The sequence below is a fragment of the Streptomyces sp. NRRL S-87 genome (genome assembly GCF_000719335.1).
Classification (GTDB): domain Bacteria; phylum Actinomycetota; class Actinomycetes; order Streptomycetales; family Streptomycetaceae; genus Streptomyces.
In genome coordinates this window covers 20,962-35,799 of record NZ_JOGB01000070.1, presented here as the reverse complement: position 1 = coordinate 35,799, position 14,838 = coordinate 20,962, and the positions used below count along the sequence as shown (strand labels likewise).

At 73.7% G+C, this 14,838-nt stretch carries 15 protein-coding genes; 6 read left to right on the top strand and 9 right to left on the bottom strand.

Annotated features, from left to right (window positions below):
- Positions 1 to 144: 144 nt before the first annotated feature.
- The 3 genes from IF43_RS0131185 to IF43_RS0131175 form a co-directional block, all read right to left on the bottom strand.
- Positions 145 to 1,125 carry a TIGR04222 domain-containing membrane protein gene (locus tag IF43_RS0131185; protein WP_030208531.1) on the bottom strand — a complete coding sequence of 327 codons (981 nt, stop codon included), beginning with the start codon at positions 1,123 to 1,125 and terminating at the stop codon, positions 145 to 147.
- Between the two features lie 79 nt (positions 1,126 to 1,204).
- Positions 1,205 to 2,311, bottom strand: coding sequence for a TIGR04222 domain-containing membrane protein (locus IF43_RS0131180; RefSeq protein ID WP_037890825.1), 1,107 nt, complete (start codon positions 2,309 to 2,311; stop codon positions 1,205 to 1,207).
- Complete coding sequence (locus IF43_RS0131175; RefSeq protein ID WP_107048634.1) at positions 2,308 to 3,837, bottom strand: DUF692 domain-containing protein; 1,530 nt, start codon at positions 3,835 to 3,837, stop codon at positions 2,308 to 2,310. The genes IF43_RS0131180 and IF43_RS0131175 overlap by 4 nt, the downstream gene beginning before the upstream one ends.
- Positions 3,838 to 4,233: 396 nt before the next feature.
- On the opposite strand from IF43_RS0131175, the gene IF43_RS0131170 reads away from it, so the two are divergent.
- A complete protein-coding gene (locus IF43_RS0131170) occupies positions 4,234 to 4,770 on the top strand; it encodes a hypothetical protein (RefSeq protein WP_030208522.1) in 537 nt (178 codons plus the stop codon).
- 40 nt (positions 4,771 to 4,810) lie between these two features.
- On the opposite strand, the gene IF43_RS0131165 is transcribed toward IF43_RS0131170, so the two are convergent.
- Positions 4,811 to 5,569: a peptidyl-tRNA hydrolase gene (locus tag IF43_RS0131165; protein WP_030208519.1), complete on the bottom strand. Its 759-nt coding sequence runs from the start codon at positions 5,567 to 5,569 to the stop codon at positions 4,811 to 4,813.
- An 85-nt stretch (positions 5,570 to 5,654) separates the two neighbouring features.
- On the opposite strand from IF43_RS0131165, the gene IF43_RS0131160 reads away from it, so the two are divergent.
- The gene (locus IF43_RS0131160; protein WP_030208516.1) at positions 5,655 to 6,332 is read left to right on the top strand and encodes an AIM24 family protein; all 678 of its coding nucleotides are present in this window, start codon (positions 5,655 to 5,657) and stop codon (positions 6,330 to 6,332) included.
- A gap of 139 nt (positions 6,333 to 6,471) precedes the next feature.
- Here IF43_RS0131160 and IF43_RS37150 read toward each other — a convergent pair whose 3' ends face one another.
- From IF43_RS37150 to zapE, 4 genes are all read right to left on the bottom strand, one after another.
- Entirely contained in the window at positions 6,472 to 7,482 is a 1,011-nt protein-coding gene (locus tag IF43_RS37150; RefSeq protein WP_030208512.1) for a polysaccharide deacetylase family protein, read from the bottom strand.
- A gap of 60 nt (positions 7,483 to 7,542) precedes the next feature.
- A complete protein-coding gene (locus tag IF43_RS0131150; protein WP_199922806.1) occupies positions 7,543 to 9,054 on the bottom strand; it encodes an alkaline phosphatase PhoX in 1,512 nt (503 codons plus the stop codon).
- Positions 9,055 to 9,165: 111 nt separating this feature from the next.
- Positions 9,166 to 9,591, bottom strand: a complete 426-nt coding sequence (locus IF43_RS0131145) for an OsmC family protein (RefSeq protein WP_030208506.1) — start codon at positions 9,589 to 9,591, stop codon at positions 9,166 to 9,168.
- Positions 9,592 to 9,671: 80 nt separating this feature from the next.
- Entirely contained in the window at positions 9,672 to 10,763 is a 1,092-nt protein-coding gene (zapE, locus tag IF43_RS0131140) for a cell division protein ZapE (RefSeq protein WP_030208504.1), read from the bottom strand.
- A gap of 36 nt (positions 10,764 to 10,799) precedes the next feature.
- Here zapE and IF43_RS0131135 point away from each other — a divergent pair, with 36 nt between their 5' ends.
- From IF43_RS0131135 to msrB, 4 genes are all read left to right on the top strand, one after another.
- Positions 10,800 to 11,657 carry a pyrimidine reductase family protein gene (locus tag IF43_RS0131135; RefSeq protein ID WP_030208500.1) on the top strand — a complete coding sequence of 286 codons (858 nt, stop codon included), beginning with the start codon at positions 10,800 to 10,802 and terminating at the stop codon, positions 11,655 to 11,657.
- A 125-nt stretch (positions 11,658 to 11,782) separates the two neighbouring features.
- The gene (locus IF43_RS0131130) at positions 11,783 to 12,250 is read left to right on the top strand and encodes a hypothetical protein (RefSeq protein ID WP_037890822.1); all 468 of its coding nucleotides are present in this window, start codon (positions 11,783 to 11,785) and stop codon (positions 12,248 to 12,250) included.
- A 104-nt stretch (positions 12,251 to 12,354) separates the two neighbouring features.
- Positions 12,355 to 13,764, top strand: a complete 1,410-nt coding sequence (murC, locus tag IF43_RS0131125) for a UDP-N-acetylmuramate--L-alanine ligase (protein ID WP_030208495.1) — start codon at positions 12,355 to 12,357, stop codon at positions 13,762 to 13,764.
- 13 nt (positions 13,765 to 13,777) lie between these two features.
- On the top strand, positions 13,778 to 14,185 hold the full coding sequence (msrB, locus tag IF43_RS0131120) for a peptide-methionine (R)-S-oxide reductase MsrB (protein WP_030208494.1): 408 nt from the start codon (positions 13,778 to 13,780) through the stop codon (positions 14,183 to 14,185).
- A gap of 69 nt (positions 14,186 to 14,254) precedes the next feature.
- On the opposite strand, the gene IF43_RS0131115 is transcribed toward msrB, so the two are convergent.
- Complete coding sequence (locus tag IF43_RS0131115) at positions 14,255 to 14,674, bottom strand: Fur family transcriptional regulator (protein WP_030208493.1); 420 nt, start codon at positions 14,672 to 14,674, stop codon at positions 14,255 to 14,257.
- Positions 14,675 to 14,838 lie beyond the last annotated feature (164 nt).

Here is a 14,838-nt window from a genome sequence, read left to right as displayed (position 1 = left end):
GGGGGTACCTCCCAGCGGTAGCTGGGGGAGGCCTGCAGGCCGCCCCTGTCAAGCGCCGAGGGGACCCACACACCACGGGACCCACCCCCGAAGCGAGCCACCCGAAGCCCCCGCCCCGCCCCACCAGCCCGGCCCCACCCACCATCACAGCCGCCGCTGGGCAGGCACGCTCCCGCGCTCACCGCACAGGGCGGCCCTGAGATCCGGGTCCTTCACCGCAGCCAGGCCCCGCACCGCCACGGCCGCCAGAAGGGCCCGGTCGTCAGCGTCCCCCAGCCCCCACCCCAACCCCAGCCCCAGCCCCAACGCCAACCCCCGAACCCTTCCCCGCCCCCCACCAACCGCATCCCGACCCCGATACCGATCCCCGTCCCCATCCCCATCCCCGTCCCCACCCCGCCACTCGTCATCGAGCCGGACGAGCAGCTGCTGGCCGGCCGGCGACGCCCAGGGCGAGTACGGGTGCGACTCGAAGCGGGCCACGCCCAGGCAGCTCAGCGTCAGCACGAGTGGCAGCGCGAACCACCACCCGATCAGAGTCCGGTCCTCGCCGGCCTGCGGCAGCAGCACCGCCGCGGCCCCGAGGACGGCGATCAGCGCGCTGGCCGCCTTCACGCCCCGCACCGCCTCGTCCATGCCCAGCCGCTCCCGCTCCGGGACCGCGAGCCCCGCCCGGGCGAGCCGGTGGGCGAGGTCCCGTACCGCCGTGCCCGCGGCCGCGGCCGACCGTATCTGCGCCACCGGCGACTGCCCGTCCGGCCCGAACGCCCCCAGTACGCAGCGCTCCAGCTCGTCCCGGGCCACCGGGTCGACCACGGTCGCCCACCCGCTGCGGGCCAGGAGCAGCCGTCCCTGGCGCTGCATGGACAGCAGCGTCAGCACGACCACCCGTTGCGGGCCCCCGGCCAGGTAGGCCGCTTCGTAGAGGCTCAGTTCGCCGGCATCAGGCAGTTCACCGCGGCCGGACAGTGGGGCACCGGACCCCTCCGGACCGGACCTCTCCGGACCGGACCTCTCCGGATCGGACCTCTCCGGACCGGCCGCCGCCGTGGCGGCGGCCACCAGCCGCCCGCAGGAGAACAGCGCCCCGGCCCACGCCGGCAGCAGGAACAGGACCCAGAACATGGGGGCGGTTCTACCCCGTGGGCGGACCGGCGCAGTGCGCAAGGCGCCCAGGTGTGAGCAGCTCGTGACGCTCCCGTGATCAGGAACTGCTGCTTCCGCAACTCGAACTGGAAGAACTGCCACAACTCGAGCTGCTCGACGAGCAACTGGACGACGAGGATCCGCAACTGCTGCCGGACGAACCACACGAGGAACCCGAGGACCCCGAGGACCCGCAACCACTGCTGGAGGACCCGCAACTGCTGCCCGAAGAACCGCAACCGCTCCGGGACGAGCCGCAGCCCGACCAGTCGCCGCCGCCCCCACCGCTCCCGGTGTCCGGGCTCGCGCACCACATCACAGGAGTCTCGAAGGCGCTGCCGGAATCGTGCGTGCCGTGGCTGCCGTGCGCACGCGAGGAGGACGAGCCGGCGTGGCCCCGCGGCCGGCCGGCCGCACCGGGGACGAGCATCAGGAGCTGGCTGCGCAGCAGCGGGTCGGGCAGGGCCCGGGGGCCCTGCAGGGCCGTCAGCACGCTGAGGTCGCCCGAGGCGAGGTGGGTGGCGCGGTACGAGGCCAGGGCCGCCTTGCCCGCGGCGGTGACCCGGCGCCCGGCCACCGCCCGCAGGACGAGGCCGGCGATCAGGCCGAGGAACAGCGCGGGTACGGCGAGCAGGAAGAGCGGCACGTCGAAGTCGTACTCATGCGTCGCGGCCGCCCACTGGACGACCGTCAGCACGAACGCGGAGGGCACCAGCAGCAGGCACACCACCGCCTGGACCAGGCCCCAGCGGCGCAGGGCGGCACCCGCGCCGGGGGCGGAGAGCAGGCCGCGCGCGGCCAGGCCGTCCCCGGTCTCCTGGACGGCCGCGTCGCGCATGACGGCGAGCCGCAGCCACTGGAGCGCGCCGCTGGGCGCCGCCTCGTGCGCCGCCAGCACGGCCCGCTCGACGGGGTCGGCGGCCCGGGCGCCGGAGCGGACCTGCACGATGCCGGGGCCGCCGATCATCATGCGGCCGTCCTGGCAGAGCGCGACGAGGGCGGTGTCCACGACCCGGCGCGGGCCGCCGGCGAGGAAGGCCGCCTCGGTCAGGTCGTGCACGGTGGCTCCGGCCCCGCCCGCACGGCGGGAGCGGTACACGCCGACGGCGAGGCCGAGGGTGGAGGCGACGACTCCGACCCAGACGATGAGGGCGAAGTAGTTCACGATGCCGTCTCCTTCACTGATCTTGCCGGGACTGCCAGGACTGCCGGGACTGCCGGGACTGCCTTGGCCGCCGCGGCGGCGGCCGGGACTGCCTTGGCCGCCGCGGCGGCGGCCGGGTGGTCCGTCGCGGCGGCGGCCGGGCGGTCCGTGGCAGTGACCGGGCGGGTCGTAGTGGTGCCCGGGTGGGCCGCGAGGCGGGCGCGGGCGCGGCGGCCCCGCGGGCGGGGCGGCGGCACCAGGCGGTGCGCGAGCCGGGTGAGCCGACCGGGGGGTTTGGAGCCCGCGCGGTCACGCCACCAGGCGGTGAGCCGGCGCCGGGCGAGTCCGTCGCCGATCCCGTCGGTGAGCAGCAGGTGCTCGGCGAAGTCGAGGGCGTCGCGCCGGTAACCGGCCGTCATGGGACGGGTCCTCGCGTAGCCGAGGAAGGCCTGCCGGTACGCTTCCGCGCCGAGGATGCGCGGCAGGTCGGGCGCCACCTTGGCCACGACGTCGGCCCGCTTGGCGGCGAGCGCCCGGGCCTGCACGCGCATGCGCGGCGCGTCGAAGCCCTCGGGCACGGGCGTCCCGGCGACGAGCGCGGACAGCACGGCGGTCTGCGCGACCGCCACCCGACCACGCACGGCCTCCGCGTCGTGGTGCCCGCCCCGCGCCCCGTCGGCCGGTCGGAGGCCGTCGGTGGCCGCGTCCGGCGTCGGCCGCGCCCCCTCGGCGGTCAGGACGCCGCGGATCGCGGCCAGCTCGGCGGCCAGTTCCGGCTCCGGCGGGAAGTCGTCGTCCCGCTCGAGCAGCACCCCCGGCGGGTCCACGCGCGCCCGCAGCTCGCCGAGCAGCGCCAGCACCTCCGGCGGCACGGGGTGCGCGTGGGTGTCGTGCCACACCCCGCCGCGCTCGATCCCGCCCGCCACGTGGACGTACGCCAGCGCTTCCAGCGGCAGGGCGTCGAGCACGGCCAGGGGGTCCTCGGCCCGGTTCACCCGGTTCGTGTGCAGGTTGGCGACGTCGATGAGGAGCCGTACCCCGGTGCGCTCGACCAGTTCCGCCAGGAACTGGCCCTCGGTCAGCTCGTCGTCCGGCCACGAGAAGAGGGCCGCGATGTTCTCCAGGGCCAGGGGGACCGGCAGCGCGTCCTGCGCGATCCGTACGTTCTCGCACAGCACCGCCAGGGCGTCCCGGGTGCGCGGCACCGGCAGCAGGTGTCCGGCCTCCAGTCGCGGCGAAGCGGTCAGCGGGCCCCCCGCCCGCACGAACGCGATGTGCTCCGTCACCAGCGGCGCCTCCAGGGCGACCGCCCGCTCGGCCAGGTCCGCCAGCCGGCCCGGGTCGGGGCGGTCGGCCCCGCCGAGGCCCAGCGAGACGCCGTGCGGGACGACGACCGTGCCGCGTTCTCGCAGCCGGCGCAGGGCGTCCGGTAGGTGTCCGGGGCACAGGTTCTCGGCGACGACCTCGACCCAGTCGAGCCGCGGCAGCCGTTCGACCGCGTCGGCGATCTCCGGCCGCCAGCCGATCCCCACACCCAGGCGTGCCATGGGCTTCATCCGTCCCCCTCCGTGCCGTCCCCGTGGTCTGTGACGCTGTCATCGCCCGCGCGACGTGACGCCAATCCAGCCAGGGGGACGTTCAGAGGAACATTTGAGGTTCCTTACGCCGCCCCTACAAACCACCGGCTGCGGAGTCTACGATTCCGCCCCACGGACCGGCCCGCCGCACCCCCCTCCGGGCCCTTCCCGCCCCCTCCGGGCCCTTCCCGCCCCCTCCCCACCCGGTACCGCCCCCACGGCGATGGACCGGCTGTCCACCGGTCGGTGGACAGCCGGTCCATCGGTCGGTTGCCCGTGTCCGCCCCTCCCGCTCCCTACCGTTGGAGTGGAAGATCCGGGAGAGCCGCACGCGCCCCCGTACTCATCGAAACGAGGGGTGGCCCCATGAGCCCGTTCCTGACCGCCTTGACAGCCAGCGGGGTGATCCTGGTCATCATCCTGTCCACCGACCTGGGTACCCGCCGGATCACGCGCATGCGGCTGCTGCGCTCGATCATCGCGGTCGCAGTCGTGATGGTGCTCTTCGTCCGCTCACTCCCGCTCGGCGGGAACGACCCCTGGCTCCAACTGGCCGGCGTCGGTGCGGGAGTCGTCTGCGGTCTGGTAGCCGGGGCCCTGCTGCCCGCCCACCGGGGCTCCGACGGTGACGTCTACACCAGGGGCGGTGTCGCCTACGCGGTCGTCTGGACCTTGATGTCCGCCTCCCGCGTGCTGTTCGCCTACGGCTCCGAGCACTGGTTCGCGCAGGACGTCATCCTGTTCAGCATCGAGAACAAGCTGAGCGGGCAGGACGTCTACTCGAACGCCTTCGTGTTCATGGCCCTGGCCATGGTCCTCACGCGCACCGCGGTCCTCCTCGCCAAGAGCCGCCGGCTGCGCGGCCCCCAGGTCGCGACGACAGACGGCTTCGTGGACGCCTAGCGGACGTCTGGCGGACGGACGCCTGGAAGAACTGACCGGCCTAGCGGGAGAGGGCAGGGTGGTCGGCGACGACCGTGGCGCTGTTCGGGGCGATCTCCGTGAAGCCCGCGTCACGGACGACCGGCAGGCCGTCCGTCGTCAGGCGGGCCCAGTGGGCGGGGGTGGCGGTGCGGACGGCGAGGCGGAAGTCCGCGGCCCGCCACGCGGCGCGCGCCGCGTCGTCGAGGGCCCACCAGGCCAGCTGGGCACCGTGCCCGACCTGGGCCATCGCCTTGCCTGCCGACATCTCCAGCTCCGGGCTCAGCCAGAGCACCGGAACACCGTTGCCGGGGGCCTCGACCGGGCCCGGGTCGTCGAGTTCGGTACCGGAGACCTGGAGCTTGGCCAACTCCTTGGGCCAGCCGTCCAGCGGCACCGGCGGGAAGACCCGCACCTCCGCCGCGTCGCCGTGCACCGTGAGGCCCGGCAGCGTCGCCGCCTTGCGCCACTCTGCGCCGCGCGCCCGCCGCACGACCTTGCGGATCCGGGCGTCCTGCCAGGCGCGCACCGTCGCCGCCCACTCGCCGTCGCCGAGCGCCCGCTCGTCCGAGAGCAGGACGAGCACCGCGCGCGCCGCCGTCTCCAGGGCGTCGGTACGGGCCGGGGGTTCGGCCTTCTCGATGCGCACCACCAACGGCAGGACGTACTGCGGTGCGTCGTCCCGGGCCGAGGCCGGCCGGAACGGGCTGTCGGCGCCGACGGCGGGGGTCGCGGTGTGGTGGGTGGTGCTCTCGGGGCGGTCGTGGTCGCTGCTGCTCATCCCACCCAGTCTGCCAGGCGGTATTGCGAGCCTGTGACACACCGGCTGTTGTCCCGGTTCCCTCGGACGGGTGAAGATCAGCCGCATGAAGAGCGATCTCTTTGCCTCAGAGAACATGGCACAGCAGGCCACCGCACCCGGTATGACCCTGCAGAACGCCAAGTCCGTCAAGTACGCCGTCAACGGGGAGATGCTGGCCCGACAGGGCTCCATGATCGCCTTCCGCGGCAACCTGCAGTTCGAGCGCAAGGGCCAGGGCATCGGCGGCATGCTCAAGCGCGCCGTCACCGGCGAGGGCCTGGCCCTGATGTCCGTCCGCGGTCAGGGCGAGGCCTGGTTCGCGCACGAGGCGGCCAACTGCTTCATCGTCGAGATCGAGCAGGGCGACGCGCTCACCGTCAACGGCCGCAACGTCCTGTGCTTCGACCCCACGCTGTCGTACGAGATCAAGATGGTGAAGGGCGCCGGCATGGCCGGCGGCGGTCTGTTCAACAGCCTCTTCACGGGCCACGGAAAGCTGGCCGTCATCTGCGAGGGCAACCCGATCGTCATACCGGTCTCGCCGCAGTACCCCGTGTACGTGGACACCGACGCGGTGGTCGGCTGGAGCGCGCACCTCGACACGTCGCTGCACCGCTCGCAGTCCATCGGCTCGATGCTGCGCGGCGGCTCCGGCGAGGCCGTGCAGCTGATGCTCCAGGGCGAGGGCTTCGTCATCGTCCGTCCGAGCGAGCACGTGCCGGTGATCAAGGCCGGTCACTGAGCCGGTCCACGCGGTCCGACCGCCCCGGGGCCAGGTCGTGACCACGGCTCCGGGTCCAGGTGGTGACCACGGCCCCCGGTCCAGGTGGTGACCACCGCCCCGGGGCCGCAGGTCGTGACCACCGCCCCGGGGGATCCTGTCAGTTCCCGATGAGCTGCGAGACCTTCACGAACCGGTAGCCGCGCCTGCGCAGCTCCGGGACGATCCGCCGGACGGCCGTCTCGGTGACAGGCGCCGCGCTGCGGGTGCAGTGCATGACCACCACGGAGCCCGGCTTCACACCGTCGAGCACCTCCTGGGCCACCGCGTCCGGGTCCTTGGCGAAGGCGTCGCCGCTCACCACGTCCCACTGCACCGCCGTGACGTTCGCGGTGGACAGGGCGCGCAGCGCGTCGTCGTCGTAGCACCCTCCGGGGAAGCGGAAGTACGGGACCACCTCGCGCGCGCCCGCCTTGCGGAAGGCCTCGAAGGCCCGGTCCACGTCGGCCCGCGCGGCGGCCGCGTCGAGGGCGGGCAGCCCGTAGCAGGGCTCCTTGAACGCGTAGTGGCTGTACGAGTGGTTGGCGATCTCGAACATCGGGTCGGTGCCGATGGACCGCGCCTGGTCGGGGTACTCCTCGGCCCAGCGGCCGGTCATGAAGACCGTCGACGGCACCTTCAGCCGCCGAAGGGTGGCGATCAGCTGCGGGTTGTCGAAATGCTCGCCGCCGGCCGCGCGCGGCCCCTGATCGGCGGTCATGTCGGCGTCGAAGGTCAGCGCGACGACCTTGTCGGTGCTGTTCCGGGCCCGCTCGAACACGGCGGTCAGGCCGCCGGGCCCGGGCGCCAGGGTGGGTACGGACAGGCGTCCGGTGCCGGATCCGGGCCCGACGGCGAGCCCGGCGCCGGCGCCGGCACCGGCTCCGCCCGTCGACCCCGGGGGCGGGGCGGACACGGCGGCGGACGCCGAGGCGACGGGCGAGGCGACGGGCGAGGCGTTGGCGGAGGCGGGGGCGGAGGCGGCCGGGCCGGCCGGCCCGTCGGTCCGGCCGGTCCTGGAGCCGAGGGCCGCCGAGCCGGCGCCGGATCCGCCCCCGCAGCCGGCGAGGGCCGCGCCGAGGGCGGCGGTGAGCGCGGCGGCGGCCGCGACTCTTCGTACGGTGAAGGTCACCCAGGCAAAATATATGACTATGTGGCGATCGGACGCTTACGGCACTCCTCGGCGTCGAAGTCACCCGCCGGACGGCGCGGATCCGACTCCTCCGGGTGCTCCGGCAGCAGTCGGCCGGCCCCAGGGGCCGGTGACCGCGAACGTGGTGCCCGGGGTGTAGCAGTTGACGAACATGACCGACCCGTCGGGCGCGAAGGTGACGCCCGCGAACTCGCCGTACTCCGGCTGCCCGGTGGATCCGCCCGCCGCGCCGGCGGCCGGGGCCAGGGCCTGGCGGCCGCGGGCGACCGGGTACACGTGCCCGCCCGGCGCCAGTCCGAGGACGTACTGGTTGCCGCCCCCGTCCTCGCACACCATCAGCCCGCCGCCCGGCGCCAGGCAGATGTTGTCGGGGGACTCCCCGGGCAGCGCCGGGTCCGTGGCGGGGCCGAAGACCACCAGCAGCGTCAGCCGCCGGCGGTCCGGCTCGTACGCCCACACCTGGCCGAAGTGGTCCGCCGCCGACCCCTCGCGGCGACGCGCGAAGCTGGAGACGAAGAAGACGCGCGAGCCGCCCCAGTAGCAGCCCTCCAGTTTCTGGGCGTGGGTGACGCCCCGGCGGCCGAAGTCCTGCAGTCGTACGGGCGTCCGGCGCGCCGACGGGTCGGGCACGGGTACCCACTCGACGCGCTCGAAGACCGTTCCCGGCTCCTGCACCACCGACAGGTCGGGCACCCCCGGCACCCGCATCGCCTCCAGCAGCCCGCCGGCCCGCAGCGAGCCGGCGCCGCCGAGCGGACGGTACGGCAGGAAGCGGTAGAAGAGCCCGAAGGGCTCGACCCAGGCGTCCTCCGTCTCGTACACGACGCCGGTGCGCGGGTCGACGGCGACGGCCTCGTGCTGGAAGCGGCCGAGCGCGGTGAGCGGATGGGCTCCGGTGCGGTACGGGTCGACCGGGTCGACCTCGAAGACGAAGCCGTGGTCCTTCTCGTAGCCGGTGGTGCCGGCCAGGTCCTCGGTCTCCTCGCAGGTCAGCCACGTGTCCCACGGGGTAGGTCCGCCCGCGCAGTTGTACGCCGTGCCCGCGATGCCGACCCGCTCGCCGGTCAGGCCCCCGCGGCCGTCGGGTTCGAGGACGGTGCAGCCGCCCCGGCCGCCGCGGTCGTACACCAGGCCGTCGACGTGGGGGACGGGGAACTCGGCGGTGGCCTTGTTCTCGTGGTTGCGCACCAGGCGCAGCCGGCCGTCGGGACCGGTGAAGGCGCCCATGCCGTCGCAGTTCGAAGGCACCGGGCCCTCTCCGGAGCGCATCGGGGTGCCCGTACGGGAGAGCACGTCGTAGCGGAAGCCCGCCGGCAGGTCCAGGAGTCCTTGCGGGTCGGGGACCAGTGGGCCGTAGCCGGCGTGGTCCGGCGGCACGGTCGGGCCCGCGGGGCGGGTCCGGAACGCGCCGGCCCGGGCCGCGGCCGAACCGGTGGCGGCCGAACCGCTGGCGGCCGAACCGGTGGCGGCGGTGCCGAGGAGTTCGGCGACGGCTCCGGTGAAGGCGATCGCCCCCGCACCGGCGAGGATCTGACGTCGGGTCGCTTCCACGGGGCAACTCCCGGTGTGCGGAGGGGAGAAGTGACCCGCATGTGGTACCACGCGCACCGCGCGCGGTGGCTCATGCGGGCCACCCGGCTCCGGAAGTCGACCCCGAAGGGGTCAGGCGAGCTTCGCCTCGAGCGTGATCGTCGTACCGGTCAGCGCCTGGCTGACCGGGCAGTTCTTCTTCGCGTCCTCGGCCGCGGCCTGGAAGGCCTCCGCGTCGATGCCGGGCACCTCGCCCTCCACCGTCAGGTGGATGCCCGTGATGCCGGTGCCGGGCTGGAAGGTGACGGCCGCACTGGTGGTGAGCCGGGTGGGCGGGGTGTCCGCGCCCGCCAGGGCGTGGGAGAGGGCCATCGAGAAGCAGCTGGAGTGGGCGGCGGCGATCAGCTCCTCGGGGCTGGTCTTGCCGTTCGGCTCCTCGGAGCGCGCGGGCCACGAGACGTCGTACGTGCCGATGCCGGAGGAGTCGAGCGTCACCTTGCCCGAGCCCTTCAGCAGGTTGCCCTCCCAGACGGTGTGTGCGTGCCGCGTGGTGGCCATGGTGCATCCCTTCTGGCGGTCCGGACCCCCGCGGGGAGCGGCGGGCCGGCCGGGACCGTTCGGACCCGGCCGTGCCCAACCTACTGGGACACCAGGCCCTTCGCGTCGCGCGCCAGGGCCGTGAGCCGGGATATGGCGCGGAAGTACTTCTTGCGGTACCCGCCGTTCAACATCTCCTCGCTGAAGATGCGGTCGAAGGGCACACCGGAGGCGAGGACCGGGATTTCGCGGTCGTAGAGCCGGTCCGCGAGCACGACCAGGCGCAGCGCGGTCGACTGGTCGGGCACCGGACCCACGTCGGTGAGGCACACCGCGGTGACGTCCTCGCTGAGCGCGCCGTACCGGCTCGGGTGAACCCTGGCCAGGTGTTCGAGCAGGTTCGGGAAGTCGTCCAGGCTCGCGCCGGGGGTCGCGTACGCGGTCTTGGCGACCTGCTCGTCCGAGAACGGCGCGGGAGCCTCGGGCAGACCGCGGTGCCGGTAGTCCTGGCCGTCGATGCGCAGCGGCTTGAAGTGCGCCGACAGCCCCTGTATCTCGCGCAGGAAGTCGGCGGCGGCGAAGCGGCCCTCGCCGAGCTTGCCCGGCAGCGTGTTCGAGGTGGCGGCGAGTGCCACGCCCGCCTCGACGAGCTTGCCGAGCAGCGTGGAGACCAGGACCGTGTCGCCCGGGTCGTCCAGCTCGAACTCGTCGATGCACAGGAGCCGGTGGTTGCCCAGGGTGCGGACGGTCTGCTGGAACCCGAGGGCGCCGACCAGGTTCGTCAGCTCCACGAAGGTGCCGAAGGCCTTGTACTCCGGCGCGGCCGGGGTGGCGTGCCACAGGGAGGCCAGCAGGTGCGTCTTGCCGACGCCGTAGCCGCCGTCGAGGTAGACGCCGCGCGGCCCCACGGGGGCCGCGGGCTTGCGCGAGAACCACCGCTTCTTGCCGGCGCCGCTGGCATGGGCGCCGCCGAGGGTCCCGGCGAAGCCGCTCAGCACGGTGACGGCCTCGGCCTGGCTGGGCTGACCGGGATCGGGGTTGTAGGTGGAGAAGCGCACGGAGTCGAAGCGCGGGGGCGGCACCATCTCGGCGACCAGCCGCTCGGCGGGGACGTGCGGTTCACGGGCGCACAGGGAGAGCGGGCCCGCCTCGGCTATCTGGCTCCGCCCGGTCGCGGAGAGGGACGTTGACACAGCCCTCAACTCTACGCGTCGTGCCACACTCACCCCATGCGACGCCTGTTCCCTGTGACCGATCAGACAGCCGGGCCCGGCCGCCCCGGGGGGCCCGACGAGACCACGGACCGGGAGTGGGGGTTCGACGAGCTGGCCGACGCCTACGCGTACCCGCTGCTCGCGGCCGGTGTCGGGGCCGGTACCGGGACCGCTGCCGGGGCGGCGGACGGAGCCGCCGGTGACGCCCCCGGCCACTGGCTGCGGGCCAACATGGTGTCCACGCTCGACGGGGCCGCCCAGCACGACGGGCGCTCCCAGCCGATCTCCTCCGACACCGACATGCGGATCTTCGGCACGCTGCGGGCGCTGGCCGACGTGGTCGTGGTCGGCGCGGAAACGGTTCGTCTCGAGGGCTACCGCCCCGCCCGCGCCCGGGAGGCCTTCGCCGACCGCCGGGCGGCCGCGGGCCAGGGACCGGCCCCCGTCATCGCGGTGATCACCGCGAGCCTGGACCTGGACTTCTCCCTGCCGCTGTTCACCTCACCCCTGGTCCCCACCCTGGTGCTCACCGGGGCCGGCGCGCCCACCGACCGGGTGGCCGCGGCCCGCGGCGCCGGCGCCGAGGTGCTGTTCGCCGGCGACGGGGCGGCCGTGGACCCGGCGCGCGCGGTCGCCGCGCTCGCCGACCGCGGCCTGCGCCGCCAGCTCACCGAGGGCGGGCCCCGGATGCTGGGCCAGTTCATCGCCGCCGGGGTGCTCGACGAGCTCTGCCTGACCGTCTCCCCGACGCTCACCGCGGGCGACGCCCAGCGGATCGCCGGGGGGCCCGGGATCGCGGTGCCGACCCGGCTCGCGCTGGCCTCCGTACTGGAGGAGGCCGGGTTCCTTTTCACCCGCTACCGTCGGATCTGACACCTACCGGAATTTGTCGTTCCGCTTAGCTTCCACTGGGCACACTTACCTGCGCAGGCCCCGTGGCAGAGCGGGGCAGGATGGTTTCCGCAGGGGCCGAGCGGCCCATGAAGGAGAGGGCGTCCGTGTTCACGAGCGTTTTGATGATCGAGAAGCCTCTGACACCCGTAGACGTGGACTTCGTCACGACCCTGCACGGAGACGACAAGGTCTCCTTCATCGTGCTCATGCAGCCCCGGGGCGACCAGGACCGGCTCCTGCGGGCCATCGACGACGTGGCCCTCGGGGAGATCCCCGAGGCGATCCGGGAGGGCGACGAGCCCGAGGGCGACGACGCCCGCGGCCCGGCCGAGAAGGCCCTCGAGCACTCGCTGAAGGCCCTGCGGGCCAAGGGCGGCACGGCCGTCGGGCAGATCGTCGAGGACCATCCGCTGGACAAGCTGAAGACCGTGGTGGAGGAGAGCGGGGCCGACGAGGTGATCGTCCTGACCGCCCCCCACTTCGTCGAGGAGTTCTTCCACCGGGACTGGGCCTCCCGCGCCCGGCACAAGGTCGGAGTTCCGGTGCTGAAGCTCTTCGCCCACAACGAATAAGCTGACCGACGGCGCCCCGCGCCCCCACCGCCGTACGCACGGACCGGCCGTCCACGCGTAGCCTCGTACCCGCACGTATCGCACCGCACCTGGGGAGATCCCGTATGACGCCGTCGCCCGGCCTGCCGACCGCCATGGAACGGCCCCACTTCATCGGCATCGGCGGCGCCGGGATGTCCGGCATCGCGAAGATCCTCGCCCAGCGCGGCGCCCGGGTGGCCGGCAGCGACGCCCGTGAGTCCGGGACCGCGGCGGCGCTGCGCGCCCAGGGCGCCACGGTCCACATCGGCCACGCCGCCGGTCACCTCGCCGAGGACGCCAGCTGCGTCGTCGTCTCCAGCGCCATCCGCGCCGACAACCCCGAGCTGGCCCGCGCCGCCGAGCTCGGCATCCCCGTCGTGCACCGCTCCGACGCGCTCGCCTCCCTCATGGACGGCCTGCGCCCGATCGCGGTCGCCGGTACCCACGGCAAGACCACCACCACCTCGATGCTGGCCGTCTCGCTCGGCGCGCTGGGCCTGGACCCCTCGTACGCGATCGGCGGCGACCTCGACGCGCCCGGCTCCAACGCCCACCACGGCACCGGCGAGATCTTCGTGGCGGAGGCGGACGAAAGCGACCGCAGCTTCCACAAGTACGCGCCCGAGGTCGCGATCGTCCTCAACGCCGAGCTCGACCACCACGCGAACTACGCCTCGATGGACGAGATCCACGAGTCCTTCGTGACCTTCGTCGGCAAGGTCGTCGAGGGCGGCACCCTGGTCGTCTCCGCCGACCAGGAGGGCGCCGTCGAGCTGACCGCCCGCGTCGGCGCGCGCGCCGGCCTGAACGTGGTCACCTACGGCGAGTCCGAGGGCGCCGACGTCCGCGTCACCCGCGTCGTCCCGCGCGGCCTGACCAGCGAGGTCACCGTCCTGCTCGACGGGCGGGAGCTGACCTTCACGGTCTCCGTGCCCGGCCGCCACTACGCGCACAACGCCGTCGCGGCCCTCGCCGCCGGCGTCGCCCTGGGCGTCCCCGCCGACGACCTGGCCGCCGCGCTCGGCAAGTACACCGGCGTCAAGCGCCGCCTCCAGCTCAAGGGCGAGGCCGCGGGGGTGCAGGTCATCGACTCGTACGCGCACCACCCCACCGAGATGACCGCCGACATGGAGGCCATCCGCGGCGCCGCCGGGGACTCCCGGATCCTGGTCGTCTTCCAGCCGCACCTCTTCTCCCGCACCCAGGAACTGGGCAAGGAGATGGGCCAGGCCCTCGCGCTCGCCGACGCCTCCGTGGTCCTCGACATCTACCCGGCGCGCGAGGACCCGGTCCCCGGCGTCACCAGCGAGATCATCATCGACGCGGCGCGGGCCGCGGGTGCCGACGTCGCCGCCCAGCACGACGCCACCTCGGTACCCGAGGTCGTGGCGGGAATGGCGAAGCCCGGCGACCTCGTTCTCACCATGGGCGCGGGCGACGTGACCGACCTGGGCCCGGTCATTCTCGAGGGCCTTGCCCGCCTGTCGAACTGAGGGAGCGCGCGTCATGTCGTACGAGGTCGAGAAGCCGGACGAGCAGTGGCAGGCCGAGCTCACCCCGTCCGAGTACCAGGTGCTGCGCCTGGGCGGCACCGAGCCGGCCTTCCGCGGTGAGTACACCGACACCAAGGCCGAGGGTGTCTACTCCTGCCGCGCCTGCGGTGCGGAGCTGTTCCGCTCGGACACCAAGTTCGAGTCGCACTGCGGCTGGCCGTCCTTCTACGACCCGAAGGACTCCGACGCGGTCGAGCTGCTCGCCGACACCTCGCACGGCATGGTCCGCACCGAGGTCCGCTGCGCCCGCTGCGGCTCGCACCTGGGCCACGTCTTCGAGGGCGAGGGCTACCCGACCCCCACGGACCAGCGCTACTGCATCAACTCGATCTCCCTGCGCCTCACGCCCGACGAGGCCTGAGCCGACGCGAAGGCGGCCCCCCGGACCCCGGGGCGGCCGCCTTCGGCATGTCCGGGGCACCCGAAGGCGCTACGCCCCGGCCGCGCAGGCGGGGCAGAGGCCGCGGTAGGTGACCTCGGCGTCGGAGACCGTGAAGCCGAAGCGTTCGGAGGCGGGGAGGGCGGCCAGCGGGTCGCCGTCGGGCTGGACGTCGCGGATGGTTCCGCAGCCCCCGCAGACCAGGTGATGGTGCGGGCGGTGCGCGTTCGGGTCGTAGCGCTTGGCGCGGCCGTCGGTGGCGACCTCCGTGACCTCGCCGAGCGCGACCAGCTCCCCGAGGGTGTTGTAGACCGTCGCCCGGGAGATCTCCGGCAGTCGCTCGGCCGCGCGGACCAGGACCTCGTCCGCCGTGAGGTGGATGTGCTCGCCGCTGAGGACCTCGGCGACCACCCGGCGCTGGGCGGTCATCCGCCAGCCCCGGCCACGAAGCCGTTCCAGCAGTGTGCTCATGCCTCACCACCTCCCGGTGCGTCTCAAGACAACATCAACCAGGTCAGGTCTGGTTGTCATCTTGACTTAGATTATGTCCATCGTAGGATCTGTTCCGGTAGTAGCCAAGGGACAGGCTGGGTGGTCGCCCACGAACGTTCCACCGCCCTCAGGCCCTGAGCTCC

What these genes read in the sequence shown, in the direction of transcription:
- IF43_RS0131160 (WP_030208516.1), top strand. Translation starts at nt 5,655, where the DNA reads ATGAAGAGCGATCTCTTTGCCTCAGAGAACATGGCACAGCAGGCCACC.
- IF43_RS0131165 (WP_030208519.1), bottom strand. Translation starts at nt 5,569, where the DNA reads ATGAGCAGCAGCGACCACGACCGCCCCGAGAGCACCACCCACCACACC.
- IF43_RS0131185 (WP_030208531.1), bottom strand. Translation starts at nt 1,125, where the DNA reads ATGTTCTGGGTCCTGTTCCTGCTGCCGGCGTGGGCCGGGGCGCTGTTC.
- IF43_RS0131145 (WP_030208506.1), bottom strand. Translation starts at nt 9,591, where the DNA reads ATGGCCACCACGCGGCACGCACACACCGTCTGGGAGGGCAACCTGCTG.
- msrB (WP_030208494.1), top strand. Translation starts at nt 13,778, where the DNA reads ATGTCGTACGAGGTCGAGAAGCCGGACGAGCAGTGGCAGGCCGAGCTC.
- IF43_RS0131170 (WP_030208522.1), top strand. Translation starts at nt 4,234, where the DNA reads ATGAGCCCGTTCCTGACCGCCTTGACAGCCAGCGGGGTGATCCTGGTC.
- IF43_RS0131115 (WP_030208493.1), bottom strand. Translation starts at nt 14,674, where the DNA reads ATGAGCACACTGCTGGAACGGCTTCGTGGCCGGGGCTGGCGGATGACC.
- IF43_RS0131135 (WP_030208500.1), top strand. Translation starts at nt 10,800, where the DNA reads ATGCGACGCCTGTTCCCTGTGACCGATCAGACAGCCGGGCCCGGCCGC.
- murC (WP_030208495.1), top strand. Translation starts at nt 12,355, where the DNA reads ATGACGCCGTCGCCCGGCCTGCCGACCGCCATGGAACGGCCCCACTTC.
- IF43_RS0131175 (WP_107048634.1), bottom strand. Translation starts at nt 3,837, where the DNA reads ATGGCACGCCTGGGTGTGGGGATCGGCTGGCGGCCGGAGATCGCCGAC.